A 26,885-nucleotide genomic window follows, 5' to 3' on the forward strand; every position below is an offset into this window, starting at 1 on the left:
TCTACTTATTCTATAGATTTTATTATGTTTAAACAAAAGCTACTTTTCCTTTTTCTAATCACACTAATCTCGCAGTTTGTTTTTGCACAGCAAACGGTCACGGGAATTGTTAAAGATGCCAATGATGTGGCTATTCTTGGTGCAACAGTATTAATAAAGGGTACTAATTTAAAAGCTGTTACTGACGTTAATGGTGAATTCACCATTCAAGGGACAACAACTTTGCCGTTTACACTTTCTGTCAGTTCCGTAGGATTCAGAACAAAAGAAGTGCAGGTCCAACAGGCGAGTGGAAACAAGTTCAATATTGTATTACTTGCCGATGATTTCCAGCTTTCAGAAGTTGCCGTAACGGCTAGGCGTCGTACAGAACGTGTGCAAAATGTTCCCATTCCTATTTCTGTTGTCGGCGGAGCTCGTGTTGAAAATGCAGGTGCATTCAATGTTAATCGTCTAAAAGAATTGGTGCCAGCGGTGCAATTATATTCATCTAATCCTAGAAATACGACTTTGAATATTAGGGGGTTAGGTTCGACGTTTGGACTTACGAATGATGGCATAGACCCCGGTGTAGGTTTTTACGTCGATGGCGTCTACTTTGCACGCCCAGCAGCAACTACACTCGATTTTATTGATGTTGAGCGAATAGAGGTGCTGCGAGGTCCCCAAGGTACGCTATTTGGAAAGAATACGACAGCAGGAGCTTTCAACATCACTACTCGTAAACCTAGCTTTACACCGGAGGTTAATTTCGAAGCGAGCTATGGAAATTTTGGTTATGTCCAGGCAAAAAGCTCCGTTACCGGTCCCCTGACGAAAAATTTGGCAGCCCGAGTTTCTTTTTCCGGTACGCAGCGCGATGGTGTATTATATAACGTCGCTACCGATCAAAACGTAAATGATCTTAATAATTTAGGCTTTCGAGGACAATTACTTTATGCACCTTCCAATAACGTCAATATTCTATTTGCGGGTGATGTGTCAAGACAGCGTCCCAATGGTTATGCCCAAGTTGTCGCCGGGGTAGTTCCTACACAAAGAGCAGCTTATCGGCAATTTGAACAAATTATTGCCGATCTGGGATATAATCTACCAAGCCGTAATCCTTTTGATAGAAAAATAGACCACGACACACCTTGGCGATCAGATAATGACTTAGGAGGTGTTTCTTTGAATGCAGATATTAAAATCGGATCAGGTACATTGACTTCAACGACCGCGTGGCGATATTGGAACTGGAATCCCTCAAACGATCGCGATTTTACAGGGCTCCCAGTTTTATCGCTCTCACAAGCGCCTTCCAAACATCAACAATGGTCGCAGGAAATTCGCTATGCCGGTGATCTTTCATCCCGTCTAAGTGGAGTGTTTGGTGTTTATGCGATCGGACAACGATTGAAGACAGATCCATACCATACGGAGGAATCAGGTGCAGCGCAATGGCGGTTCTCGCAAAATTCAACGAGTGATTTATGGGCCACACCGGGATTGCTCGATGGATACGGTATTCGGACATATTCAAAGCTTACGTCTTTTAGTGGGGCAGTATTTGGCCAGCTCGACTGGTCGATCACAGACCAAATGCATCTATTGCCAGGACTGAGGTTTAATTACGATGACAAAAAAGTAGATTTCAACCGCCAAACTTATGGAGGGCTTCAAACCGATGACCCAGCCCTTTTGGCAATTAAAAGAGCAGTTTATACGGATCAGGTATTTAACGCAAATACCGATAATACGAATCTTTCCGGCCAACTAACCCTAGCGTATAAACCCAATGATCGTATCAATTCTTACGCTACTTTCTCAACTAACTACAAACCGGTAGGACTTAACCTCGGGGGGTTACCTACTAATAACGGTGAGCCAATGCTGGAACTGGCAAAAATTAAACCGGAATATGTTACACATTACGAAATTGGGATAAAAACTACTCCTTTGGACAATGCTACTTTAAATTTTTCTGTTTATAATACAGATATCAAAGATTTTCAAACGCAAGTGCAAACCGCGGAAGTAGGCGTAAATCGTGGTTATTTAGCAAACGCAGAAAAAGTGAGGGTACGCGGAGCAGAGCTTGATGGTAATGTGTTTATTGGCAACGTTTTTTCATTATATGGAGCGCTCTCGTATACCGACGGTAAGTACATTTCCTTTAAAAATGCACCTGTTCCGTTAGAAGAAACGGGCGGAGAGTCTGCCTTCAAGGATATTTCAGGCGGCAAGCTGCCTGGAATTTCAAAATGGGCGGGATCTTTAGGTGGACAAGTTGACATTCCGGGTAAATTCCTTACTTTAGGCGGGAGCTACTTTTTCGCGATTGATTCTTATTTTCGTTCTTCATTTTCATCGAGCCCGTCTCCATCTCAATATTTAAATGTGGACGGTTATCTTTTACTGAACGCGCGACTCGGGTTTCAAGCGAGTCAAAGTGTATCGTTCTTTATCTGGAGTAGAAACTTGCTAGATAAAGATTACTTCGAGCAATTGCTTCCCGCTGCAGGCAATGCTGGTCACTATGCTGCTGTGCTGGGTGACCCACGTACATTTGGAGCGACTATTCGTTACAGTTTTGGTAGAACGGTACGATAGGTTTACCGATCTGAAATAAAAAGGGGCTTGATAGTTGACTCAAGGCCCTTTTTTCTTATTGGGGGCTGATCGTCGCTAAAACCGATATGGTATCCGGTATCTGTTTCCGATAACCTACTACCAATTTAATTCGCATCTTTTGAAAAAAAACTCACTGTCTATAACTTGCTCATAGCCTTACTATAACGGAAAATTATCCGATATTTACATTTAGAATATACCAATATCTTGACTATGTTAATAAAAAAGTAAAACTTTCAAAAAAAAGATATTTTATTCGATGAGAATTTTAAACCATTGGCTACCTTTGGAACCAATAATTTTAACCACAGGTAATTTAGAGAAGCAGTAATAAGTTGTATCCGTCCGCAAACTTACTTTAAATACTTGTTTTACATGAAAAAAAATAATATATTTTAACTAATGGAACATAAAATAAAAGTCGCAATCCTGGGTGTAGGAAATTGCGCAAGCTCATTGGTACAAGGTGTTGAGTATTATACTAACCACCCCGATCAAAAATCTGGCTTAATGACAGATGACATTGGAGGATATCGTGCTGCTGACATTGAATTTGTTTGCGGATTTGATGTCGACGAGCGGAAAATCGGAAAAACTTTGAAAGATGCTATTTTTGAGAAACCAAATTGTACAATGGTTTTATATGATCAAATCAGCTCCAATGCACCCATATATCCATCCGTTGTTCTTGATGGTGTTTCACCAATGATGGCTTCCTACCCGGAGGCGCAAAGATTCAAAGTTGCGGAATCATTGAAAGCCACAGATATGCTCGATAGCTCAACATATGACAAAGGTCTTGTTGAAGTCTTCCGTGAGCAGATTATTAACCAGCTAAAGGCGCATCAGGTTGAGATTCTGATCAATTATCTACCTGTTGGTTCACAAATTGCCACGGAATTTTTTGCAGAAATTTGTTTAGAGCTAGGCATTTCACTTGTAAATTGTATTCCGGTATTTATTGCTTCTGATCCTGCCTGGGAGCAAAGATTTATTGATGCAGGCATTCCGATTATTGGAGATGATATGAGAAGCCAATTCGGAGCGAGTATTTTATCGCAAATGCTGCAAGAACTTGCGTTTGCGCGCGGACATCACGTAAAAGCCCATATTCAAAGAAATATTGGAGGGAATACCGATTTTTTGAATATGGAAGACAAGAATCGCTTGAAATCGAAGAAGATTTCCAAAGAGAATGTTATTAGAGCACAAAACGATATCAGGAACATATCTACTGAGAATAGCTTTTTGCACGCAGGGCCATCGGAGTATATTGCTTATTATGGAGACAACAAAGTGGCCAATTTTAGGTTGGAACTCGAAGGGTTTATGGGGGCACCGGTGATATTAGACGCACAATTATCTGTTCAGGATTCTCCAAATTCCGCTGGCGTCGTAATTGATGCTATACGATATGTATATGTAGCTAGGGAATTGGGAATCGTCGGAGCATTACGTGGGCCGTCTGCTGCAACTCAGAAAACTCCTCCTGAACAAATGATGTTCAGCCAAGCTTTGGAGGAATGTCATGCTTTAGCAAAACGCGAATTGACAACTTCTACAAGGAGTCAGCTTAAAAATACCCAATTGGTTACGGAGTAAATCTTTCGTAAACTAGACAGGAAACGGCAAGTGCATGAATAAGTACGTGCCGTTTTTTTATAGGATTCTAGGATAATTCACGAAAGCTTCCTCTTTTCGCAATGCTACTTTCGGGAGGAAACACCATACTTCTAATAGATGTTGTTAAAATTGTTTTAAAGACGGTGAAATAGATGTATATTCCGAAAAATTTTGTATTTAAACACCAAGATGACTTACTGGAGTTTATAAAAGCGAACAGTTTTGGTCTTATCATAAATGGGAATGAGCAGATGGTTCCAGTGGCAACGCACTTACCCTTCGCCATTGAACACCAAAACGGACAATTAATATTAAAGTCGCATTTTGCCAAAGCGAATACGCAATGGAAGTCGATAGAAGAAAAGAGTGTTTTAGTGGTGTTTTCGGGGCCGCATGCTTATATTTCGCCTAAAAATTATGAAAAGATAGAAAGCGTCCCGACGTGGAATTATGTTGCGGTTCATGTTTATGGAACCGTTAGTTTAATATGGGAGCGGGAAGAAATATTACGGGTACTTAATGCTACTATCAATTTCTATGATAAGGACTATAATGAGCAATGGAAATCGTTGCCAAAGGAATATATCGACCGAATGATTAAGGGCATTGTTGCGTTTAAATTAGAAGTATCGAATATTCAAGGAGTTAAAAAGCTAAGTCAGAATAAAACGCGTTTGGAACGGGAAAAAATCATTAATGACTTACAGTCCCATAGCGATTTAAGTGATCAGCAGTTAGCAATGTATATGCGGAAGGAGTTGTAAATACGATTGATCTTATCTTAAATACATTCAGCATTAATGCCACCATCCATTTACTTTTCTAATTAGGACGATTTGTCCGACATGATACGCATTGTGATCTAAAATCAACAAGGCCTCATTAAACACGCTTTGCCCCGTACCGTGATCAAAGCGTTTAAAAATTTCCATGCTTTCTCGTATTAATTCGATGAAGGCCTGATAATCTTCCCGAATTTTATCCTGCGTTTGCTTCCACTCCAAGCTGTTTTTTGGACTACTCTGTTTAGGCCAGTAACCTGAGGGCCAGTCAGGAGACCGGTAACTCGGATTGCGACAAAATTCCAATATATCAAATTGAGAAATACGAATATGTTCTGTTAGCTGCCAAATATTATAAGGAAAAGTTTCGTTTTTTTGTCCGGCCTGCTCCCAAGAAAGCCCATGTATTGCGTCGAAGAGGTCAACATGTGCGCCACTCGTTACAAAACGATCTAATAACTGCTCTTTTACTTGCGCGACGATATTATTTGTTGAGATTTCCATGCACATAAAAGAATTTAGATGCCGATTTTGTTTTAAGGAATTGCAAAATGTTAAAACCTGCCACAAATTTTTGCCAGCAGGCAACTTGAAAAAGTAAGAAAGCGGCTTGCTTTCAGGCAGAACTAAGATACATGAGCAGCTCTACTCTTAACCTCGGGGAAAAAATGAATTGATTTGTATGATTTTGTTTTTTATCTTTGCAACTAAGATATTTAGTTGCTAATATATTTTGAAATGACCGATAGAACGAAAGAGCAGCAAGCTCAAAACTTTAGATCCCTCAGCAGGAAGTATTCAGACACCTCTATATTAATGCACGAAGCGATTGCTCGTGAAATAGGATTATCGGGGACAGATCATAAATACTTAGGTTTTATAATACAAAATGGAGAAATGACTGCCGGTGAGCTTTCCAGATTAACAGGTCTGACAACAGGGGCTGTCACAGGCTTGGTAGATCGGCTGGAGAAAAAAAAATTAGTCAAAAGGAAGTTTGATAGCGAGGATAGACGCAAAGTAATTATTGTGCCGAACACCAAAAATACCTTAAAGCTATTAAATCCCTTTTTTGATAAATTAAATGAAAAAACATCTAAGCTGGTGAATTCCTTTTCCGATCAAGAAATCACCGTACTTGAAAAGTATTTTACTTCTGCCATTGATATTATGAATGAAATGATTGAACAGTTAAGAAAACAATAAATATGGAATACGGCGCAAATTATATTGTAAGGGCTGAGACATGGCTCTTCATTACGACACTTGTTTACTTTCTGATGAATGGGGCGCAAATTTTTGAAACTGCAGTGATTGTTCCTAAATGGACAGCTTCACCACCTGAATCCTTTCAGTTACTGGGAGGAAGGTATGGCCTAAACTTAAAGACTTTCTGGATTGTTGTCCATACCATTCACGAGATCACCTTTGTAGTGGCACTCATTTTTTGTTGGAAAATAATGCCCATTAGAAATTGGTTGCTGCTTCTTTTCTTCTTGCATATGGCAGTCAGAGCTTGGACACTGATGTATTTTGCACCTAACATTATGACATTCCAAGATGTTGCCAATGGAGCTGCTTCAGAAACCGATTTGTTGGATAGGGCAAATCTTTGGCGAACACTTAACTATATTCGCGTAAGCATTTTTATTTTGATATCATGTGGTTTAATACCATTGTGTATATCCATTATAAATATGAAAACTCGATAAAGCGCTTTTTATTATTTATCCCAATCTCTCTTGAATTTATTTTTGAGGTAGGTTCGTATTGGAAGATCCAGTACGCGAAAAACGAAATAGGCGAAAATGATTATAGTGATGACTGCTAAAAGTACAATGATACGTAATTGAGACCAAGTTGGATGGAACTGTTCCACATAGCTCATAAATATCCAGATAAACGGATAATGAATCATATAAAGCGGATAGGAAATATCTCCCAAAAATTTGCAGATATTATTGGAAGATGATGGAACATTAACTCCTACACCGAGCACAATTAAGAACGGAAAGTAGAAGATCACAATAAACGGATCTAACACCCAATTGATTTTTTCAGAAAAAGGAATAAAGAAAGTAATTGCGAGTAAGCTTCCAAGCAAGATAAATCCTAATCTATTTTTGATGACCCAGTTAGAACGATAAACTAGCATGCCTACTAAGAAAGAGTAAGAGATACGGATACCGCCACCTCGAATATTGTCTGCTCCCCATCCCACACCCAAGTAGTTTGATCGATAGGCTTCGTAACATAGCGCAAGAGCTGCAATGCCGGTGAGACACCACAGTATCTTGTTACGGAATTTATAAAGGAATAAAGCGTAGGAAATATTCGCAATATATTCCCAAAATAATGACCAGGTGGGTGGGTTTAAATGAAATAAATTAAAGTATCTTTCCGGCACTGCAGGATATGGGATTAATAAGGAAGAGCTTGCAAACATGAGCGCAATCTGAATGGGGCTAAATTCTTTATACAGATCGCTGAAGGGATCATACAAAAAACCAAGTAAACCGATGATCGAGCCGATAATAACGAGCGGGTGCAAGCGTATGAGCCTTAGTTTAAGAAACGAAATAAAGCCGATGCTATCCATCTTATTATCGTAGGCGTATGCAATCACAAAGCCTGATAAACAAAAGAAGAAATCAACCGCTAAGTAGCTATGTGCTATAAAATTATCGTGATAGTCCGGAGTAGCTATTTCCATGAAGTGAAATATGAGCACTGCTATTGCGGCGATTCCCCTTAATCCGTCCAGAATCTCAAAATGCTGCTTTGTCTTTAAAAGGCTAAAATTCGGTTTTGTTTTATACATGTTTAATCGGTGGAAACTCGCAGGACATTCAAAGAAATATCTTTCCTAAAGCATCTCACAAATAAAGTCAAAAAATGGATGACTATCGTGAACGTCTGTCTCAGTTTTTCTAAATTTCGTCTCATCCGATTTGCTTTTTCTAATTTGAAAATATATGGCTCTATCATCGATAGATTGTCTCTGAACTTATTAGGCTAGTTGTTTTCTGAAGCGGAAATTATCATCTTTTTTATTCTTTAATTATATTTCTTTTTTATTAAAAATTGCCCAAAAAAGCGCCTTTTTTTGTATCTTTATAAGATAAAATATAACCCCGGTATAACAAAAGAGAAGACGTTGTACAGAAGTTTTTTACCTTTTTTTAGTTTGAATGTTCTTTAAATTATTTGTCACTTTCACTAGAATCGGTTTGTTTACAATTGGTGGTGGATATGCAGTTATCCCGTTAATAGAACGGGATATTGTGTCCCGAGGTTGGCTGTCTAAGGAAGAATTTTATGAATTGCTATCCATTACGGAATCTTTACCAGGTGTTTTTGCTACTAACATTGCTGCACTTGTAGGCTATAAAATAAACGGGCTAAAGGGTGGTGCGATAGCCGCATTAGGAACTATTGTAGCGCCCTTTGCAATCATCATTATGATAGCTGCTTTTTTTAGTAGATTTCAGGAAAATATATGGGTCACAAAAGCATTCAAAGCCCTGCGTCCAGCGGTGGTCGCACTTATTGTGGCGCCTTGTTTCTCGGCGATAAAAGCTAATAAACTTACTTATAAGACAGCGATTATACCTATTGTGGCATTACTCATAATGTGGCAAGGACATGTATCGCCAATTTTCATTGTTATTTTTGGCTGTATTGCCGGAATAATCTATAATATTTTCAAAGAAAAAAATAAGAGGAGATAGGGTGATTTTTTTTAGACTATTTTGGGTGTTTACAAAGATTGGTGTTTTTGGCTTCGGAGGTGGTTATGCCATGCTCTCATTGATTCAGGACGAAGTTGTGGAAAAAAACAATTGGATGACGAAACAGCAATTTACCGATCTAATAGCGGTATCTCAAATGACGCCCGGACCAATTGGGATAAATACAGCGACCTATGCCGGATATACAGCCCTTGAAAATTCGGGAAGCTCTCCCTTTGTGTCTATTTTGGGGTCAGTCGTAGCCACCTTCTCTTTATGCTTACCTTCGTTTATTCTGATTATCTTAATATCTTACTTTTTTAGTCGTTTTCGAAGCAATAAATATTTTACCTGGGCCATGACTGGAGTTCGGTTATTAAGCGTTGCATTAATAGGACTTGCAGCGGTGTCTTTAATGAACCACGAAAACTTTATAGATTACTTCAGTCCTTTACTGTTTCTGGGGGCACTGTTCCTATCTGTTCGATATAAATTACATCCGGTTTTTGTAATAGCCGTTGCAGCGGTTATAGGAATCTTTATATATTAATCATTGAGGAAATACTTTGTGTTTTGGGCTTTAACTACGCTATCGCATCCACTTGCTGCATTAGATGAATTTATTAAAACCTTGCACATAAATTACTAATTTAGCATAGTTATATTTATAAAAATGAAACAGATATTTCAACATGGCCCGATAAGTCCATCATTCATCTCAGAAAGCATTGCCAAACATGCCACGAAAACAGAAATAGGGGCTCATAATATTTTTTTAGGTCAGGTACGAGCTGATTTAATTGATGGAAAGGAAGTTGTTGCCATAGCATATACTGCTTATGAAGAAATGGCATTGGAAAAAATGCACAATATCCGTGAAGAGATTTTCGACAAGTATGCGTTGACGTGTATGCACGTACACCATAGCTTAGGCGTTGTGAAGACGGGAGAAATTTGCCTTTTTGTATTCACTTCTTCACAGCACCGTAAGGCAGCAATTGAAGCATGTACGGAAGTAGTTGAGAGAATCAAGATCGAATTACCCATTTGGGGTAAAGAACTGTTCGACGATCAGAAATATCAGTGGAAGATAAACCAATAGGCAGCGTAAATTCTATGTTTAGCTAATTCAAGTTTTTCAAGGTGCGTTTAGTGCTACCTATCAACTGTATCAGCTAATAATAAGTCAATTTTCCGACTTGCACGTTTTACGATCCACATAGTATGTTTATTATTAGACGTTGCCCATCTTCTAAGTAAAGGCATGGTAGCATCCTTATCTACTTTCAGCCAATCGGTTAGATGGTTAGCAACGGATTTTTTCACAAACAAGACAGGGTCTTCTTTTAATATTTCCAGAATTTTAAAAACTTTTTCAGGACAATGATTAAAGGTGTCTAATCTTGTAGCCCACGGTAGTTTTGGGCGCAATCCTTCCGATGCCAAGCGCCGCAAGTGAAAATTGTCAGATTGCGCCCACTTTTCCATTATTTGCAACGTATGTGCAGGGAAGTTTCTTATAAAGGGACGTATCGCATATTCCCCTGTGTTTCTTTTGGTTATCTCGGCAATTGCTCGCATAGAAACATTGTAATCTGATAAGCCGTACTTTTCTACATATTTACCGATGGGTAAAACCCAGTAAAAATTGGTGAACATTCCCGTCTCCTTCGGATTTTCTTCTCCTAATATGGAAAGTAGTATATGAATAGCTTCTTTGTATGCAAACGGTAAATGAATATCTAACAAATCAGCAATCACCTCCACCCGTTGGGTATAAGTTTTGCCCTTTGTGCTGACAGCAACCTCTTTAATAAAAGCCGCTGAATGAAAGTCAGTATATCGTTTTACTATCTTTTCTGCTAGAAGACATGCTAAATCTTCTCCAAATTTGTCTGTAATACTATAACTAGTTCCCATATTGTCTAAAGTATTTCTTGTCTACCAAGGCGAAAACAACTGCTGTACAACTTTTCCGACAGCTAAGTTAAGATAGCTCATGTGAATCTAATTGTAAAAATCGGACACTTGTTAGAAAACAAATTATTGCTTGGTTCTTTTAGATTTGCTATCTTGTACGTACTTAGTCAGTTATATGCTAAATAAACCAGAACGCCTTTAAGTAAACCAAAATGAAAAGAAAAGATTTTATTAAAAACACCCTAATCGGGGCGGTTGGTATTACCATATTGCCGAGGCATGTATTGGGCGGTCAGGGCTTTTTAGCGCCCAGCGATCGGATCAATTTAGGTTATATAGGAACCGGAAAACAGAATAGTTACTTACTTAAGGCTATCGCTAAATGTCCGGAGACTATGGTACTAGCCGCCAGCGATGTGGATAAGCAGAAGTTACAACGTTTTGTTCAAGCTGCTATTGTCGAAAATAAAAAGAAGGCAGCAGCAGAAGTAGCAGCCTACAGACAGTATCGCGAGCTGTTAGATAGGAAAGATATTGATGCGGTTGTGATTGCTTCTCCGGATCATTGGCACGCCCAAATGGTTGTAGATGCGGCAAAAGCCGGAAAAGATATTTATTGTGAAAAACCTCTTTCCTTAACCATTGCGGAAGGCAGAGCGATGGTAGATGCCGTTGGTAAGTATAAAAGAGTTTTTCAAACCGGAAGTATGCAAAGATCTCAACAATATTTCAGAGATGCCGTGAATTTGGTAAGAAATGGCTATATCGGAGAGATTAAAGAGATCAACGTTTCGATTGGTGGACCTGTCAGGGCATGCGATTTACCAACTTTGCCGACACCGGATTATTTGGACTGGGATAACTAGATTGGCCCTTCCCTGTATCGGGGGTACCATCCCACACTTTCGCCACCTTTAGGTGATGAAAGCTGGGCCGGCTGGCGAAATTACCACGGCTTTGGTGGCGGTTATGTAACGGATTGGGGCGCTCATATGTTCGATATTGTCCAGTGGGCTCTGGATATGGACCGATCGGGTCCTGTAGAGTTTGTGCCTCCACAACAACCGCTCGCACAAGAGGGTTTGTATTTTAAATATGCGAACGGCATTCAGGTAAATCATAAAAGATGGATAGAAGGTAATGCAATACAATTCGTAGGTACCAATGGGACGATTGAAGTGGCAAGAGAATTCCTTCGTTCAAAACCCGAGCCGCTAGCCAAAATCACACTTAAGGCGAGCGATAAGAAAGTATACCATAGTGAAAATCACTATCAAGATTGGATTAATGCTGTTAAGGCCAGAAAGCAACCTATTGTGGATGTAGAGACAGGGCATCGCACAGCAACAGTTTGCAATGCAGTGAATATTGCTTATGAATTACAGAAGTCTTTACAGTGGGATCCTAAGAAGGAAATATTTGATAATGTCTATGCAAATGGAATGTTGTCAAGACCATATCGAGGAAACTGGGATTTTAACGATTTTTAACTGGAACATTAATCTGTTACGGGCTTCGGAAAAAGAACTTTGGCTCCACCATTTATGTCGTTCATATTATAAGGTTTTAGGTATAAATTAAACTCATCGTAATTCATTGATTCGGAAATCACTATTCGTGTCAAAATATTGATAAAGAGAACAATAAGAAGAAAAATATGTTGCTGTGGATAGAAGTTGAAAAGAATCAATATGGAAACTAACATCATCATTATTACATTAGTAAGTATTGCTATAATAGCAATACTTATATGGTTCCTTCGGAAAAATCGAAGAGATCGGAAAGATATGGAGAGGACCATCCATTTACGAGACGTCAACCCTGAAAAACATAAAGATGAGCAGGTTTAGCAGCGTTCTTTTTTTGTCGTAGACGCCCCCTTCCTTTGCCGTAATCGCTACTGTTTTGTAACAGGTAATTTACTATTTTTGTTAAGCTTAATGGCAAATAAAATATGTCCGTGATTAAACGAATTAGAAGTGGACAAATGCCGATAAATTATAAATTAGTCAATATGAAAATTGTAAAAACTATTCTCTGCGTGTTATTTGGCTTGATGTTCATCAACGCCGGATTGGACAAATTTTTTCACTACATGCCCGTTCCGCCAATGGAAGGTGAGATGTTGAAGGTCGGACAGGCCTTTATGCAGATTAAGTGGTTATTCCCTTTAATAGGTGCCATAGAAGTAATAGGCGGATTGTTGTTTATCTTGCCCAGGACAAGAGCTCTTGGAGCCATTGTGATTCTTCCTGTTATGGTAGGTGTCATATTACACAATGCCGTCTATATGCCGTCCGGATTGGCGATTGCCGGTGTTATGTTTTTAATAAATCTTTGGGTGATTTTTGATAATTGGAAAAAATACCAGGTTCTTGTAAGTGAATAACTTCAGATCAATAGCGAATTTTACTGATTATTATTCTAAGAAAAATTTTAGAAACAGATCAAACAGGTGGCATTCCTTCAAATGAAGCCACTTGTTTATTTTTTCTAAAGAGTAGCATTTACAAGACATTTTTCGTCATTCAGTAAACGGCAACCTAAAATATGATATTAATAATTAGACCTTAATAATGAAAACGAAAACCTATGCCTTATTTATGTTAATTTTATTAGTTACTTATTTGGGGTTTAGCTGCAAAAAAGCAGAAAGAAGCCCATGTGAAGGTTTGTTAAACGAATCACAGCCAAAACAAATTGGATTTGTGTTCGTTAACAAACAGACTGATGAAAACATTATTATAGCTAATAAGCTGGATACCGCAGTTATTAAAATAAGATCTGCGAATATCGTAAAGTCATATCCCAAAATGATTATTAACAACGATAGAAATCCATTAAATGGTACACTTATATTGATTATTCCGGAGACAGGAGAAGGAGATTACCCATTTAGCATTGACGTAGCTAATTTCGGGAGGGTGGAATTGTCCTATTCTATTAACCAAATAAAAAGTAATGACATATGTAAGCCCTATTACTATTCCATGAGTAGTATTGAGGTTAAAAGTCACCCTTTTGAATATTTCGAAAACGAGCATATACTAGGTAGAAAAAATCTGCTAAAAATACTATTGTAAGATTTAGATGGTCTGTTGGTATTTCATTGTGCGTTAGGCTTATCTCACCACAAACAACTGGGTTGATGCCGAAAAAAATTCTCTGTCCTGAATCATCGTTCCCGTATTGACCCTACCACTTTGGTTGGCGAATATGTCATTGAGATTGAAGAGGTGCGAGAATGGAAGTGTGTAAATAGGAGGTGGTATATGACGCGGAACCTTTAAAAGTATGAAATTGTAGCTTGTTTAGAGTAATGGGCTGTTTTGAAGGTTGAATCCTGAAAAGAACAGTCTTTGTAAATATACTTTACAGAAATAAATCTCCTTTATAAGAGACCCCGTTGTCATTTCATATTTTTTCAATACTTTTATGCCGTTGACCTTGAGTCGAGAGCCAAAAAACGTTTACGGAAATATTCATTAACCATTTAAATATATATGTTAGTAATCAATAATTTTGAGGAGTATCAATCGCATGTGGGAGAGGAACTTGGTGTTTCCGATTGGCATAAAATAGATCAATCGCAAATTGACAAATTCGCCGATGCGACATTAGATCATCAATGGATACATGTAGATAAGGAGCGAGCCGAAAGTGAGGGGCCGTTCAAAAGTACCATTGCTCATGGTTATTTAACACTGTCATTAATTCCATATTTATGGAAGCAGATTGCGGATGTACGGAATATTAAAATGGAAATAAATTATGGTATAGAAAACCTGAAGTTTGGACAGCCAGTCTTAGTAGATAATGAAGTTCAGTTAAAAGCAAAACTTGTTTCCGCTGTTAACTTGAGAGGTGTTACCAAAGTTGTTATTGAAGCCACGCTCGCTATTAAAGATCAACCCAAGCCAGCATATACGGGTAATGTAGTATTCTTATACCATTTTATATAGCCCCTTGTGGTTGAGAGGACAAATGAAGATCGGCCTTACTTTACCGGAGGTCCGTTGTATCTATTAGTTGGCAGAAATTGTTGGTTTTTTGTCTTTTCTGACATGAATAAGGAATGGTAGCTTTGTTTAAAAAGATAAAGTTATGATTAAAGTTGCAATTAATGGGTTCGGTCGTATCGGTCGTTTAGCACTCCGTGAAATGGTGAATAATGATAAATTGGAAGTTGTTGCTATTAATGATTTAGCAGATCCTTCCATGTTATCTTACTTGCTGAAATACGATTCCATACATGGAAGGTTTGAAAAAGATGTTGATTACACTACAGATGCCCTTGTTGTTGATGGAAAGAAAATCACGGTGTACACAGAGCGTGAGCCATCAAAGCTGCCATGGAGAGATGATAATATTGATGTGGTATTGGAATGCACAGGAATTTTCGAATCCAAAGAGAGAGCAAAGGCGCACTTGGAGGCGGGGGCTAAAAAAGTGATTATTTCCGCACCATCTGATAAAGAAGTTAAGACAATCGTCTATAATGTAAATCACCAGCTGCTTAACGCCAGCGACAAACTAATCAGTTGTGCTTCTTGTACAACGAATTGTTTGGCACCGATGGCTAAAGTACTGAATGATAATTTTAGCATTATTGCCGGCCAAATGACAACCATTCATGCTTATACCAACTCACAACCCTTAATGGATACTCCGGATCTAAAAGGAAATTATCGTAAATCGAGAGCAGCGGGGGACAGTATCATTCCCTATACCACGGGAGCGGCAAAAGCGATAGGCCTAGTGATTCCTGAATTAGAGGGAAAACTTGATGGTTCGTCCCAACGGGTTCCTGTCCATGCAGGATCCCTTGTTGAATTGTTTACCGTACTTGAGAAAGAAACGAGTGCAAAAGAAATCAATACAACGATGCGAGCCGCAGCTAATGAATCATACGGATATACAGAAGATTTCATTGTCTCGGCAGATACATTAGGCATACGTTATGGTTCGCTTTTCGATGCTACCCAAACAAAGATTGTAACGGTTGGCGACAAACAGTTAGTAAAAACTGTTTCTTGGTATGATAATGAAATGTCTTTTGTATCGCAAATGGTTCGCACGGTGGCCTATTTCGGTTCCTTATAGAACTTTTGTGTCTCAGCGGGGACTGACTGTAAATTGTCGTTCTCGCTGATATTAAGCGATTGCGGTAGTAAAGTTTCTGCGATAGTCACTAGGAGTTGTTTTCAAGTGACGTAAGAACAAGCGGCGTAGTCCCTCGGTGCTTCCGATTCCGCACTCACAGCAGATTTCGTCCAATGTCAATTGGGTTTCCTCTAATCGCCGGCGTGCCATTTCAAGTCGTATTTTTTCAATATATTTTGCCGGGGTAATTCCGGTTTCTCGTAAAAAGACACGCGCGAAGTTTCTAGGACTCATAGAAACTTTCTCAGCCAAGAACGCTACGCTCAGCTCATCCTCCAAATGATCGATAATCCAATCTTGGGCAACTTTAATAGGTTCGTAATCCACCGTTTGATGCATGAGAATACTGCTAAATTGTGATTGATTTCCAGGGCGTTTTAGGTATAGGACCAATATTTTTGCTACCATAACGGCTATATCACGACCGAAGTCTTCTTCTACCATTGCAAGTGATAAATCCATACCGGTGGAGATACCTGCAGATGTATATATATTCCCATCCTTGACATAAATGGCGTCTTTTTCTACTTTTATTTCCGGATAGAGCGACGCCATTTTATCGCAAACCTGCCAATGTGAAGTCACTCGTTTGCCATTCAATAGGCCAGCTTCCGCCAAAATGAAAGCACCGGCACAAATGGATCCTATACGGCGTATTTTACTAATATTTTCTTTGAGCCAACTAGCGATTTTCTCGATTATGGAACTACAGGCATTGCCTTTTCCGGCAAATAAGATGGTATCTATTTCGTAATCGATCGAGTCAATCCCTCCCTCGCAAACAATGGGCAAACCCGCCGATGTATTGACTACGAAGGATGAATCCGCCGAAAGGACGTGGGTAACATAGGCTCTCTTTATTTCGGGTTTATGCCCCCTGACGTAGTCGGCAGCTTTCGTAAAAACTTCCAAAGGACCTGCTATGTCTAAAATAGAAGTCATTGGAGGAACTATAATAACGATATGTTTCGTATTATCCACGCTTATTTTTAAGGAGAACGAAAATAGGTAAAATGGCAGAAAATACAAAAATCATGTTTTTCTGCCATTACTAATTAATTAAAGTTTCCTTATAAACTAAGAATAGCCTAGCTCGCCTGACGTTTGAATATCCACGTTGCAACAGGCATTGCTATAGCAATAATAGCGATGCACCAAATAAACGCCAACCAGGTCGAATTTCCAGATGGTTACTACCAGCCAAGCACGCATGGCGTTGATAACGTGTGTGAGTGATTGATTTTCAGCGAAAAATCGTAGTGCCTTAGGCATGGTGTCAGTAGGGACGAAGGCACTAGAGGCAAATGTCAGTGGGAAAATTACGACAAACCCTGTCCATTGTGCTGCTTCCAAACTTTTAACGAATAAGCCTAAGATGGCCGATAACCAGGATATAGCCAAAGTAAACAGCAAAGCAAGAACAATGACCAGTCCCCATCAATAGGAGTGGTCATCCCTTAAGTAGATCAAAAGAATATTTTCCATCTTTTACCCACAATTGTCTATTTTTTGCGGATCGACGCAACGTAGTTTTGCAATACCACGGGGCGATCATTTAACCAAAATAAATCTTTTATGCTACCAATTAAATCAAGTCTCAATCAGAAGGGTGCACGGACTTTGTCCAGGACGATTCTTTGTATCCTTTGCTTTCTCATTCCACTTGCATCAAGTGCACAGGACGACGGAGAACAACAAATACGAGGGAAGATCACCGACCCTGTAGGACAAGCTATTCCTGGAGTTTCGATTACGGTTAAGGGAATGTCTGCCAAAGGGACGTCTTCCGACTCTGAAGGTAATTTTCAATTAAGTGCTAACTCACAAGATGTGCTGGTAATAAGCGCTATCGGTTATATTACCCAAGAAGTAAAAATAGGTGAGCAACAGGTTCTCCATATTCAACTTGCAACCGATAATACAACGTTGGACGAAGTAGTAGTAGTTGGGTATGGTACACAAAAAAGATCAAATATAACTGGAGCAATTGCGTCTATTTCGGCTGAAGATATTGTTTCTGAGGGTTTTAGTAATGTTGGGCAAGCCATTCAAGGTAAAGTAGCCGGTGTACAAATAGAATCAGGGGGTGGCAATCCGGGATCGGGTGTGCGCGTACTGATTCGCGGAACAGGATCGTTGAACAATAATAACCCACTTTACATTGTCGATGGTGTACAGGTTGATAACATCAATAACATAGCACCTAATGATATCGCATCCATGGACGTGTTAAAAGACGCCTCTGCAGCCGCTATATACGGGTCGCGTGCAGCTAATGGCGTCGTATTGGTAACAACCAAGTCAGGTAAAAAAGGAGATCATATTATTGCGCTTAATGCTTATTATGGCTTTCAAAAATTGGCCAAGAAGTTAGACGTCCTCAATGCGCAGGAATGGGCATCAGTAAGCAATGCAGCACACGATAATGCTGGTTTAGCACGTCTTGAAGTTGCGGAAAACTATGCACAGTTAGCAGATGTAGATTGGCAAGATGAAATCTTCCACAAGTCGCCAATGCAAAATTACAATATGAATGCTGCCGGTGGGGGTGAAAATTATAACTATAGTATTTCGGGAGATTACCTTGGTCAAGAAGGGATCGTTCGTACCACTGGGTACGAACGATATAATCTGCGAATTAAATCAGATCTTACCAAAGGCCGTGTAAAGATTGGGGAAACTATTATTCTCTCGGACGAAAAATGGCGAAACATGTCAGGAGGTTGGGGAGGCCAGGGTGGCGGTCCAGTTGGTGCAGCTCTTAAAATGATTCCTGTTTTCGATATATACAATCCAGATGCCGTTGGAGGTTTTGGCGGAGCTTATGGTCCCGTGGTCAACGTAGCTAACCCTCTTGCTCAACTGCATTTGGATAGGCCGGAATACTCAGTGGCTAATGCTCTTATCAACGCCTATGCGGAGGTCAGTATTATTGACGGATTAAAATATAAATATAATGCAGGATATACCCGAACCTATGGGAAGGATTTCGCTTATCAGCATCCCTATGAAGTAGGTACCTTATTTATTAATCGAATGGCTAACCTCTATGAAAGACGTACGGAAAAACAAGTTATCTTGCAAGAGCACACGTTAACGTACGATAAACAGTGGAACAAACATAGTTTACAGGGAATGGCAGGTTATACCTATCAGAATACAAGATATCGGGAGCTGAGCGGGCGTAAAAGTGGTATGCCCCGAGGAATTGAGGTGCTTGATGCCGGAACCACTAATACTGTTACAGGCAGTAATGCGCTCGAGAACACCTTAATTTCGTATTTTGGAAGATTAATATATACCTTTGATGACAAATACACGCTGACCGCAATTATCCGCAGAGATGGTTCCTCTCGCTTTGGTGAAGCCTATAAGTACGGTAATTTTCCTTCTTTAGCGGCCGCTTGGAATGTATCGAATGAGTCGTTTTTCAAAGATGCCGTTCCGGCAATCAGTTCCTTCAAGATTCGGGCAGGTTATGGCAAGCTAGGTAACCAGGAAATCTCAGATTATCAGTTCCTGGCCAATATAAACCCTAATATCAACTATGTCATTGGAGCAGATCAACATTTGATGCCAGGTGCAACACAGGTGGCTTTTGCTACACCGGATATACGATGGGAAAGCTCGGAAACGTACAATGCGGGTATAGACTTAGGGCTCTTCAATAACAAGCTATCGGTGATCGCTGATTATTTTGTGAAAAATAGCAATGATATACTTTTGCAGGTTCCCATACCCTTATCTACCGGAGCCAGCGCCGCCAGTCCGTTTATCAACGCAGGGAGCATACGTAACAAAGGTTTTGAAGCAGATCTTTCCTTTGCCGATGAAAAAGGTGATTTTTCTTATGGCATTAATGCCACTTTTTCAACAATCTCGAATGAAGTGTTGGCACTCGGCACCGGGTCTCAACAGATTTTTGGGGGGCAGCCAACTCATCACGGCGCTTCTGCAACGGTAACGCAAGCGGGTTGGCCAGTTGGAGCTTTCTACTTGATTCATGCAGATGGTATATTTCAATCAGAACAGGAAGTACAGCAGCATAGCTTAAATGGTCAACTGATTCAACCGAATGCTAAACCGGGAGATATCCGTTTCAGGGACGTTAATAACGATGGTAAAATCGATCAAAATGATCGGCAATATGCGGGGAGCCCGAATCCTAAATTCAGCTACGGATTTGGGGGGAATTTGCGCTGGAAGAATATCGACCTCAACTTGTTCTTTCAGGGTACTTACGGCAACAAAATCTATAATGGTTTACGCCAAGATTTAGAAGGCATGAACTTAGAGTTTAATTACCTGAAAACTACGCTAAACGCATGGACTCCACAGAACACGAATACAAATATGCCTCGGGCAGTGATAAATGACCCGAATCTTAATAGCCAAACTAGCGACCGTTTTTTAGAAAGCGGATCCTACCTGCGACTTCGTACAGTACAGCTCGGCTATACACTTCCATCTGCCACATTGGAGCATTTGAAGATAAACAATTGTAGATTCTACGTGAGTTTGGATAATGTTTTCACGATCTCAAAATATAAAGGCTATAACCCGGATTTGGGAAGGACGGGGAGCGTTTTAAATCGAGGAGTTGATTTTGGGCATATTGCTTATCCATTGGCACAAACTGCCATGCTAGGCGTACAGGTTTCTTTTTAAAAGCTAAATCTAAGAAAATGAATATTGAATATATATCACAAGTAAAGCGTGTAATTACCGCTGTGTTGATCGTCAGTGTGATGATATTTGCAGTAGGCTGCACGGATAAACTGTCGTTGGAAAATCCAAATACACAGACGGATGCTAATTTTTGGAAAAATGAAGAAGACGTATTAAGCGGCCTTGCCGCTACCTATAAAGTGCTAAAAGATATTAATCGCGGATATTTCGGAGTAAGAGGGGTGGAGCTGTCAAATGGGAGAGGCGACGATTTTTTTATCAGAAATGATGTGCAGTCTCTTTATCAGTTATCTACTTTTACTAATAATCCTACTACTACAACCCCCAGAGATATTTATGACGGTTTCTTTAGGGGAATCTTTAGGGCAAATCAAGTGATCGAAAATACGCCTAATGCATCGATTGATGAAGCAAAAAAAGCAGAGCTAATAGCAGAAGCGAAGTTTCTCCGTGCTTTGAACTACTTTTATCTGATTATCAATTTTGGAGACGTACCGCTTATTTCTTCAGTACCGAAGGAGCGCGAACAATATTTTGCGCCCCCTGCCAATCAGACAGACCTTTGGAATTTTATAATTGCGGATCTTACAGAAGCGAAGAATACGTTGCCGCTCAACTATTCGGATGTTTACATTGGTAGAGCAACCAACGGAGCTGCCATTGCGCAGTTAGGGAAAGTTTATTTATATATGGAACGTTGGGAAGATGCAGCAAATGAGTTGGACATTATAACGAAAGCTCCTTATGATTATACCCTGCTGGATGATTACGAGCATAATTTTATGGCCGCCTATGATAACAACAAAGAATCCCTGTTTGAGGTTCAAATGCAAAATGTGGGCGGACCGCAACCTTGGGCAGGAGAGAATGCTAATGAGTCGCAGGGCACCACGGTGGCACAGGAATTCGCACCGGCCGAAGTTGCCGGTTGGTTTGAAGCTTTTCCTACCAACAAGATATTCCAGGCTTTCCAACAGGAAAAAACAGTGGATGGTGATTTCGACGCACGTATGTATGCGTCGTTGGTATGGGACTACCCAGGGGCCTTGTATTACAATCGTCCTTTTTCAACAATTAAGAAACAATTCGGCTTCAATGCCATGATTCGTAAATACCAAAATTGGAGAAATAATGATGAAGGAATTTTTATTTCCGAGAATAATGAAAAAGTCATTCGCTTTGCAGACGTTTTGTTAATGCGGGCTGAGGCTTTGGTGCAATTGGGGCGGATAGAAGAAGCATATCCGCTTATAGACAGAATAAGAACGCGTGCTAAACTCGCTCCGCTTGCGGCGGGGAAAAACCAGCAGGCTATGATGATAGAGATTATGCATCAGCGCATGCTCGAGTTTTTTAGAGAAGGATTGCGATTTTATGATTTAAGGCGTTGGGGTAAACTAGCGGATGAAATAGCGGCAAGTGATAAAGAGGGCCGACAGTTTTTAACGCTTCCACGCCATGAACTGTTTCCAATTCCACAAGATGAGTTGAATACAAATCCAAATATGGTTCAAAATCCCAATTGGTAATGACCAAATGAATACGAAAATTTAAAAACGATTATAATGACCATGAATAAATTGCTCTTACTTTCTTGTTTTGCGTTGTTCGCAGCTTGTAAGGTAGACAAGTCGACGCAGAGCCATCTTGATCTGACAGGTGAATGGACTTTTTCATTGGATACAGCGGATATTGGCGAAAGGGAAAAATGGTTTACAAGGCGTCTAAAGGAAAAAGTGAAGCTGCCAGGCTCAACCACTACAAATGGTAAAGGCTTCGATATAGATGTCCATACGCCTTGGACGGGGGGCATTGTTGATTCTTCTTACTTTACGGATACAGCGTATGCTCGCTATCGTAAGGCAGGGAATATAAAAGTACCGTTTTGGTTGCAACCAGTGAAATATTATAAAGGGGCTGCTTGGTATCAAAAGGAGATTCAAATACCTGATAGTGCCTATCAGGAGGGTGCAGAGCTTGTCATCGAGCGGGTCCATTGGGAAAGTTCGGTTTGGTTAGACAGCGTAAAGCTGGGAACTGAAAATAGCTTAAGCACGCCGCACCGCTTTTTGTTTAAAGGGAGTCTCAAGCCTGGAAAGCACTTGCTCACTATTCGTATTGACAATAGGGTTAAAACCATCGATGTTGGTCCCAATGCACATAGTATTACTGATCATACCCAAACCAACTGGAATGGAATGATCGGAAAGATGACCTTGAAGCCATTGGAAAGACTGCGTGTAGAGAGCTTACAGGTTTTTCCTGATCTATCAAAGAAAACAGTGGCTGTCCGTGCACGTATTGTAAATATAAGTCGGCCGGTAAACGCTTCTTTGACACTTTATGCAACAGAGAAAGCGGGCGAGAGATTGAAAGACGTGCAACAAACATTAGTTCTCACAGGTGGTGTTAATGAAATAAAAATAGACTATCCGATGGGAAATGCCGTTAAGACCTGGGACGAATTTAACCCCAATTTATATACCATGATAGCTAGTTTAGTGGTAGAAGGGAAGTCCTTTGGGTATCAAACAGACTTTGGGATGCGTGAGATAGCCCTTAAGGGAAAGGAAATCACTTTAAACGGACGGCCTGTTTTTTTACGTGGTACACTGGAAAGTGCCATTTTTCCACTTACAGGATATCCGGCAACGGACGTTGCATCGTGGGCGAAGATTATCAAAACCTGTAAGGCCTACGGGTTAAACCACCTTCGTTTTCATTCTTGGTGCCCTCCGGAAGCAGCTTTCAGAGCCGCCGATAGCCTTGGGATGTATCTTCAAATAGAATGTGCATCATGGGCAAATCAGGGTGCTACGATCGGAGATGGCAAACCCCTGGATGATTATATCTATCGTGAAAGCGAGCGGATCGTGACACAGTATGGAAATCACCCCTCATTTTTAATGATGGCGTACGGAAATGAACCTAGCGGAAAAAATCATGTTGCGTATCTTCGAAAATTTGTGGAGACGTGGAAAGCCAAAGATGGGAGGCGTTTATATACTACCGCGGCGGGTTGGCCTGCCATCGCAGAAAATGACTACAACAACATACCGGAACCGCGAATACAATCCTGGGGTGAAGGATTGAACTCGATCATTAATAAGCAAAAACCGAGAAGTGATTACGATTGGCACGAGCGTATTGCTCAATTCGACATTCCTACGATCAGTCATGAAATTGGCCAATGGTGTGTGTATCCGGATTTTAAAGAAATAAGCGCCTATACAGGCGTAATGAAAGCAAGAAACTTAGAGATTTTCCGCGATCGCTTACGCGAAACCGGAATGGACACTTTAGCTGATCAGTTTTTGCAAGCATCAGGTAAGTTGCAGACATTATGTTATAAGGCCGATATTGAAGCGGCTCTGCGAACACCTGGTTTTGCGGGCTTTCAACTATTAGATCTGCACGATTTTCCCGGTCAAGGTACGGCTTTGGTAGGTGTGTTAAATGCGTTTTGGAAGGATAAGGGCTATGTAGATGGTAAAACTTATAGGCAATTTTGTAATAGTACCGTACCACTGGCACGTTTTCCCAATTTTATATATACCAACGATCAATTATTAAAAGTCCCCATAGAAATTGCTCATTATGGGGCAGAAGAAAAAAGCAATGTGAGCGTAAAATGGCAAATTATTGATGAGGCAAAGCATGTTTATGGTACCGGAAGTCTTTTGATCAATACGCTGCGGATCGGAAACAACCAACAAGCCGGTGCCGTCACTATGAATTTGAATGAGATAAAAGAAGCGAAGAAACTCACGCTTATAGTGACCTTAGGCCAATACGCGAATCAGTGGGATTTTTTCGTTTTTCCAAAAACGCTGCCAAATGTAAATAGCGAAGTGTATGTGACGGCTAGCTTTGATCAAAAGGCAAGGGAGCTACTGGCAAGCGGAGGTAAAGTGCTGTACACTTTAAGAAAAGGTGTTCTTAAGAAAGATAAGGGAGGCGATATCGCTTTAGGCTTTTCAAGCATTTTTTGGAATACAGCTTGGACGCGTGGGCAGGCGCCTGTTACGCTTGGCCTCCTCTGCGACCCCCAACATCCGGCATTTCAACATTTTCCAACGGATTTCCATTCCAACTGGCAGTGGTGGGATGCAATTACTCATGCCGATGCTATGCGGCTCGATAGAATCAATCCAACGTTAAAGCCTATTGTTCGCGTAATTGACGATTGGTTTACGGCAAGACCGTTAGGATTAGTTTTTGAGGCCAACATAGGAAAGGGTAAACTGATCGTGTCTGCAATCGATTTATTGACGGACCGTCAAAACAGGCCGGAGGCTCGTCAATTATTATATAGCCTTAGTGCCTACATGCAGTCATCTTCCTTCGCTCCTAAGACAACATTGCAGGAAAATGAGATTGCTCAGTTGGCACATAATAATAAATTTTAGATGTACCACCTACCAATATGTGGGGGTACATTTTCCAGGACACTTAGGCCTAATTGATGTTAGCTTTTAACACGTTAGCCACTTCCTTTTGTGAGGTCATTCCAGGTACAATATGGACATGATGCTCATTTTCTTGAAAAGTTAATTGAAAAAGTATACCTTGAGATGATCTATTGAATAAATGAGAAATAGGGCACTTCGTTCTTTTGTTATAATATGTATTTTTAGCACCTACGTTTGCAGGCAAAATAACATGTCAGATGTCTAAGATAATGAAGCTCGACTTTAATAAGATTACCCCGTTTTTTGTCGTATATTTAGGAATGTGCCAAATTCTTTTGGCTCAACATACAAATGCCGTGATCCCTGGTGATTTTGCAGACCCATCCATTATAAGACAAGAGAATACCTATTATGCGATCGGTACATCGAGTGAGTGGGGACCGCATTTTCCGATTTTTAAATCTACTGACTTGAACAACTGGCAGCAAGTTGGTTTTTTGTTTGAAGACGCTCCAAAGTGGACCAAAGGATCATTTTGGGCTCCCGAGTACTATTTCCATAAGGGAACCTATTATGTTTATTATACAGCTCGAAGAAAGAGCGATGGTGTTTCCTGTATTGGCGTGGCAACTTCCAGATTCCCCGACCGCGGCTTTAAGGATCAAGGTGTTTTAATAGAATATGGAAAGGAAGCAATTGATGCTTTTGTTGTGAACGACAATGGACAGTTATATATCACGTGGAAAGCATACGGTTTGGACAAAAGACCAATTGAAATTTTAGGGTGTCAACTGTCAGACGATGGACTTTCTTTAATGGGGAAGCCCTTTACCATGCTAAAGGATACAAGAGGCGCAGGAATTGAGGGGCAAAGTATTTTAAAGAAGGATCGCTATTACTACTTGTTTTATTCTGCCGGTGCCTGTTGTGGTCTCGAATGCACCTATAATGTACGAGTGGCACGTGCAGAAGCAATCGAAGGGCCTTATGAAGAATATGATAGTAATCCTATTTTAAGTGATTTGGACGGTTGGAAATGTCCCGGACATGGCACTTTTGTTGAAGATAAGGACGGAAAATCCTTTTATATATATCATGCTTATAATAAGAAGAGCCACGTTTTCACAGGAAGGGAAGGGCATATTTCCGAATTAGCATGGAAGGGTGAATGGCCAGTCTTTGGTAAGGCCATTTCAGCCAAACTTGCCTATAATGATAGCCATCATGATTTTAGAAAAAACGAAGAGCAGGCCTACTGGCAATGGGATTTTCGAAATATGCAACCACAGATTCAAAGGCAAAATGGGCAATTACTTCTTTCAGGGAAGTATGATGTAGCAAGCAGCGCCGGAATAGCGCTAACTTTAAGACCGTATAGCGTTGCTTATGAAATCAGTACACTCGTTCTAAACAATAATGAAGCAATCAAAGGATTGGTTGTTTACGGTGATGAAAATACGTCAATTGGAGTTGCGAGCGAGGGTGACGAGGTGGTTTTCTGGGTAATAAAGGACGGAAAGCGAGAGGTGCTCGATAGGCAACCTTTATCAAAAAAGCAGTACCCGGTTTATTTAAAGATGCGAATATCTCCTGATTTTACCTGTAGTGCATATTGGAAGCAGTCTAACGAATGGCAAGAATTAGTTGTCAAAAATTACAAATATGCAATTGATTTTTTGCCACCTTGGGATCGTAGTCCCCGGCCCGGATTAAATTTTAAAGGACCGCAGGGTAACGAGGCGGCATTTCAATTCTTTAACCTGGACTATCTAGAACCGTAAGGTGCGATTGGTTTTTATAAATATAGTCATCTTCATGTTTATTACATAAAACCACTGTTTCGTTACAATGTTCTGTTTTTGGCTTTTGCGGTGATAATAAAGTGTTTATATTTGAAATGGACGCCGAAGCGAAATTATGTTGATTTATTTCAGATAGCTGAATCGTAATAT

Annotated in this window: 24 protein-coding genes; 19 read left to right on the forward strand and 5 right to left on the reverse strand. The window is 40.2% G+C overall.

What is annotated here, in order from left to right:
- Positions 1–24: 24 nt before the first annotated feature.
- From E0E36_RS14410 to E0E36_RS14420, 3 genes are all read left to right on the forward strand, one after another.
- On the forward strand, positions 25–2,592 hold the full coding sequence (locus E0E36_RS14410) for a TonB-dependent receptor (RefSeq protein ID WP_242627221.1): 2,568 nt from the start codon (positions 25–27) through the stop codon (positions 2,590–2,592).
- 423 nt (positions 2,593–3,015) lie between these two features.
- Entirely contained in the window at positions 3,016–4,215 is a 1,200-nt protein-coding gene (locus E0E36_RS14415; protein ID WP_130856518.1) for an inositol-3-phosphate synthase, read from the forward strand.
- Positions 4,216–4,388: 173 nt separating this feature from the next.
- Positions 4,389–5,000, forward strand: a complete 612-nt coding sequence (locus E0E36_RS14420; RefSeq protein ID WP_130856519.1) for an FMN-binding negative transcriptional regulator — start codon at positions 4,389–4,391, stop codon at positions 4,998–5,000.
- Between the two features lie 33 nt (positions 5,001–5,033).
- On the opposite strand, the gene E0E36_RS14425 is transcribed toward E0E36_RS14420, so the two are convergent.
- Positions 5,034–5,522 (reverse strand): DinB family protein, encoded by a 489-nt coding sequence (locus E0E36_RS14425; RefSeq protein WP_165446993.1) that lies wholly within the window; start codon positions 5,520–5,522, stop codon positions 5,034–5,036.
- Positions 5,523–5,756: 234 nt separating this feature from the next.
- On the opposite strand from E0E36_RS14425, the gene E0E36_RS14430 reads away from it, so the two are divergent.
- Both E0E36_RS14430 and E0E36_RS14435 read left to right on the forward strand, forming a co-directional pair.
- A complete protein-coding gene (locus E0E36_RS14430) occupies positions 5,757–6,224 on the forward strand; it encodes a MarR family winged helix-turn-helix transcriptional regulator (protein WP_013668289.1) in 468 nt (155 codons plus the stop codon).
- Positions 6,225–6,226: 2 nt separating this feature from the next.
- Positions 6,227–6,730, forward strand: coding sequence for a hypothetical protein (locus E0E36_RS14435; protein WP_013668288.1), 504 nt, complete (start codon positions 6,227–6,229; stop codon positions 6,728–6,730).
- Positions 6,731–6,741: 11 nt separating this feature from the next.
- Here the strand turns inward: E0E36_RS14435 and E0E36_RS14440 are convergent, their stop codons facing one another.
- The gene (locus E0E36_RS14440; RefSeq protein ID WP_130856521.1) at positions 6,742–7,839 is read right to left on the reverse strand and encodes an acyltransferase family protein; all 1,098 of its coding nucleotides are present in this window, start codon (positions 7,837–7,839) and stop codon (positions 6,742–6,744) included.
- A 370-nt stretch (positions 7,840–8,209) separates the two neighbouring features.
- Between E0E36_RS14440 and E0E36_RS14445 the strand changes: the two genes are divergently transcribed.
- The 3 genes from E0E36_RS14445 (at position 8,210) to E0E36_RS14455 (ending at position 9,851) form a co-directional block, all read left to right on the forward strand.
- Positions 8,210–8,749 carry a chromate transporter gene (locus E0E36_RS14445; RefSeq protein WP_130856522.1) on the forward strand — a complete coding sequence of 180 codons (540 nt, stop codon included), beginning with the start codon at positions 8,210–8,212 and terminating at the stop codon, positions 8,747–8,749.
- 25 nt (positions 8,750–8,774) lie between these two features.
- The gene (locus E0E36_RS14450) at positions 8,775–9,299 is read left to right on the forward strand and encodes a chromate transporter (RefSeq protein ID WP_242627222.1); all 525 of its coding nucleotides are present in this window, start codon (positions 8,775–8,777) and stop codon (positions 9,297–9,299) included.
- Positions 9,300–9,422: 123 nt separating this feature from the next.
- Positions 9,423–9,851, forward strand: coding sequence for a molybdenum cofactor biosynthesis protein MoaE (locus tag E0E36_RS14455; RefSeq protein ID WP_130856524.1), 429 nt, complete (start codon positions 9,423–9,425; stop codon positions 9,849–9,851).
- A gap of 53 nt (positions 9,852–9,904) precedes the next feature.
- Here the strand turns inward: E0E36_RS14455 and E0E36_RS14460 are convergent, their stop codons facing one another.
- Complete coding sequence (locus E0E36_RS14460) at positions 9,905–10,669, reverse strand: DNA alkylation repair protein (protein WP_130856525.1); 765 nt, start codon at positions 10,667–10,669, stop codon at positions 9,905–9,907.
- A 212-nt stretch (positions 10,670–10,881) separates the two neighbouring features.
- Here E0E36_RS14460 and E0E36_RS27935 point away from each other — a divergent pair, with 212 nt between their 5' ends.
- The 7 genes from E0E36_RS27935 (at position 10,882) to gap (ending at position 15,772) form a co-directional block, all read left to right on the forward strand.
- The gene (locus E0E36_RS27935; RefSeq protein ID WP_207303766.1) at positions 10,882–11,535 is read left to right on the forward strand and encodes a Gfo/Idh/MocA family protein; all 654 of its coding nucleotides are present in this window, start codon (positions 10,882–10,884) and stop codon (positions 11,533–11,535) included.
- A gap of 12 nt (positions 11,536–11,547) precedes the next feature.
- Positions 11,548–12,159, forward strand: coding sequence for a Gfo/Idh/MocA family oxidoreductase (locus E0E36_RS27940; RefSeq protein WP_242627249.1), 612 nt, complete (start codon positions 11,548–11,550; stop codon positions 12,157–12,159).
- 201 nt (positions 12,160–12,360) lie between these two features.
- The gene (locus tag E0E36_RS14470; RefSeq protein ID WP_013668280.1) at positions 12,361–12,519 is read left to right on the forward strand and encodes an LPXTG cell wall anchor domain-containing protein; all 159 of its coding nucleotides are present in this window, start codon (positions 12,361–12,363) and stop codon (positions 12,517–12,519) included.
- 164 nt (positions 12,520–12,683) lie between these two features.
- Positions 12,684–13,058, forward strand: a complete 375-nt coding sequence (locus E0E36_RS14475) for a DoxX family protein (protein ID WP_041388762.1) — start codon at positions 12,684–12,686, stop codon at positions 13,056–13,058.
- 187 nt (positions 13,059–13,245) lie between these two features.
- Positions 13,246–13,752, forward strand: coding sequence for a hypothetical protein (locus E0E36_RS14480; RefSeq protein WP_130856526.1), 507 nt, complete (start codon positions 13,246–13,248; stop codon positions 13,750–13,752).
- Between the two features lie 420 nt (positions 13,753–14,172).
- Positions 14,173–14,631 carry a MaoC family dehydratase gene (locus tag E0E36_RS14485; protein ID WP_130856527.1) on the forward strand — a complete coding sequence of 153 codons (459 nt, stop codon included), beginning with the start codon at positions 14,173–14,175 and terminating at the stop codon, positions 14,629–14,631.
- 142 nt (positions 14,632–14,773) lie between these two features.
- Positions 14,774–15,772, forward strand: coding sequence for a type I glyceraldehyde-3-phosphate dehydrogenase (gene gap, locus E0E36_RS14490; protein WP_130856528.1), 999 nt, complete (start codon positions 14,774–14,776; stop codon positions 15,770–15,772).
- 51 nt (positions 15,773–15,823) lie between these two features.
- On the opposite strand, the gene E0E36_RS14495 is transcribed toward gap, so the two are convergent.
- Complete coding sequence (locus E0E36_RS14495; protein ID WP_130856529.1) at positions 15,824–16,813, reverse strand: GlxA family transcriptional regulator; 990 nt, start codon at positions 16,811–16,813, stop codon at positions 15,824–15,826.
- A 96-nt stretch (positions 16,814–16,909) separates the two neighbouring features.
- Entirely contained in the window at positions 16,910–17,263 is a 354-nt protein-coding gene (locus E0E36_RS14500; protein WP_130856530.1) for an ABC transporter permease, read from the reverse strand.
- 144 nt (positions 17,264–17,407) lie between these two features.
- Between E0E36_RS14500 and E0E36_RS14505 the strand changes: the two genes are divergently transcribed.
- The 4 genes from E0E36_RS14505 to E0E36_RS14520 all read left to right on the forward strand — a co-directional run bounded on the left by E0E36_RS14505 (position 17,408) and on the right by E0E36_RS14520 (position 26,714).
- Positions 17,408–20,500 carry a SusC/RagA family TonB-linked outer membrane protein gene (locus E0E36_RS14505; protein ID WP_130856531.1) on the forward strand — a complete coding sequence of 1,031 codons (3,093 nt, stop codon included), beginning with the start codon at positions 17,408–17,410 and terminating at the stop codon, positions 20,498–20,500.
- 17 nt (positions 20,501–20,517) lie between these two features.
- The gene (locus E0E36_RS14510) at positions 20,518–22,050 is read left to right on the forward strand and encodes a RagB/SusD family nutrient uptake outer membrane protein (RefSeq protein WP_130856532.1); all 1,533 of its coding nucleotides are present in this window, start codon (positions 20,518–20,520) and stop codon (positions 22,048–22,050) included.
- Between the two features lie 42 nt (positions 22,051–22,092).
- Positions 22,093–24,930, forward strand: a complete 2,838-nt coding sequence (locus E0E36_RS14515) for a glycoside hydrolase family 2 TIM barrel-domain containing protein (RefSeq protein ID WP_242627224.1) — start codon at positions 22,093–22,095, stop codon at positions 24,928–24,930.
- A 260-nt stretch (positions 24,931–25,190) separates the two neighbouring features.
- Complete coding sequence (locus E0E36_RS14520; protein WP_130856534.1) at positions 25,191–26,714, forward strand: glycoside hydrolase family 43 protein; 1,524 nt, start codon at positions 25,191–25,193, stop codon at positions 26,712–26,714.
- The last annotated feature ends 171 nt before the right edge of the window (positions 26,715–26,885 follow it).

The sequence above is a fragment of the Olivibacter jilunii genome (assembly GCF_900607235.1).
GTDB classification, from domain to species: domain Bacteria; phylum Bacteroidota; class Bacteroidia; order Sphingobacteriales; family Sphingobacteriaceae; genus Olivibacter; species Olivibacter oleidegradans.

Excerpts from the sequence above, each read along its gene's own strand:
- E0E36_RS14510 (WP_130856532.1), top strand. The coding sequence starts at position 20,518 with ATGAATATTGAATATATATCACAAGTAAAGCGTGTAATTACCGCTGTG.
- E0E36_RS14485 (WP_130856527.1), top strand. The coding sequence starts at position 14,173 with ATGTTAGTAATCAATAATTTTGAGGAGTATCAATCGCATGTGGGAGAG.
- E0E36_RS14470 (WP_013668280.1), top strand. The coding sequence starts at position 12,361 with ATGGAAACTAACATCATCATTATTACATTAGTAAGTATTGCTATAATA.
- E0E36_RS14425 (WP_165446993.1), bottom strand. The coding sequence starts at position 5,522 with ATGGAAATCTCAACAAATAATATCGTCGCGCAAGTAAAAGAGCAGTTA.
- E0E36_RS14415 (WP_130856518.1), top strand. The coding sequence starts at position 3,016 with ATGGAACATAAAATAAAAGTCGCAATCCTGGGTGTAGGAAATTGCGCA.
- E0E36_RS14410 (WP_242627221.1), top strand. The coding sequence starts at position 25 with ATGTTTAAACAAAAGCTACTTTTCCTTTTTCTAATCACACTAATCTCG.
- E0E36_RS14475 (WP_041388762.1), top strand. The coding sequence starts at position 12,684 with ATGAAAATTGTAAAAACTATTCTCTGCGTGTTATTTGGCTTGATGTTC.
- E0E36_RS27935 (WP_207303766.1), top strand. The coding sequence starts at position 10,882 with ATGAAAAGAAAAGATTTTATTAAAAACACCCTAATCGGGGCGGTTGGT.
- E0E36_RS14440 (WP_130856521.1), bottom strand. The coding sequence starts at position 7,839 with ATGTATAAAACAAAACCGAATTTTAGCCTTTTAAAGACAAAGCAGCAT.
- E0E36_RS14460 (WP_130856525.1), bottom strand. The coding sequence starts at position 10,669 with ATGGGAACTAGTTATAGTATTACAGACAAATTTGGAGAAGATTTAGCA.
- E0E36_RS14515 (WP_242627224.1), top strand. The coding sequence starts at position 22,093 with ATGAATAAATTGCTCTTACTTTCTTGTTTTGCGTTGTTCGCAGCTTGT.
- gap (WP_130856528.1), top strand. The coding sequence starts at position 14,774 with ATGATTAAAGTTGCAATTAATGGGTTCGGTCGTATCGGTCGTTTAGCA.
- E0E36_RS14430 (WP_013668289.1), top strand. The coding sequence starts at position 5,757 with ATGACCGATAGAACGAAAGAGCAGCAAGCTCAAAACTTTAGATCCCTC.
- E0E36_RS14435 (WP_013668288.1), top strand. The coding sequence starts at position 6,227 with ATGGAATACGGCGCAAATTATATTGTAAGGGCTGAGACATGGCTCTTC.
- E0E36_RS14505 (WP_130856531.1), top strand. The coding sequence starts at position 17,408 with ATGCTACCAATTAAATCAAGTCTCAATCAGAAGGGTGCACGGACTTTG.
- E0E36_RS14520 (WP_130856534.1), top strand. The coding sequence starts at position 25,191 with ATGTCTAAGATAATGAAGCTCGACTTTAATAAGATTACCCCGTTTTTT.
- E0E36_RS14420 (WP_130856519.1), top strand. The coding sequence starts at position 4,389 with ATGTATATTCCGAAAAATTTTGTATTTAAACACCAAGATGACTTACTG.
- E0E36_RS14445 (WP_130856522.1), top strand. The coding sequence starts at position 8,210 with ATGTTCTTTAAATTATTTGTCACTTTCACTAGAATCGGTTTGTTTACA.
- E0E36_RS14455 (WP_130856524.1), top strand. The coding sequence starts at position 9,423 with ATGAAACAGATATTTCAACATGGCCCGATAAGTCCATCATTCATCTCA.
- E0E36_RS14480 (WP_130856526.1), top strand. The coding sequence starts at position 13,246 with ATGAAAACGAAAACCTATGCCTTATTTATGTTAATTTTATTAGTTACT.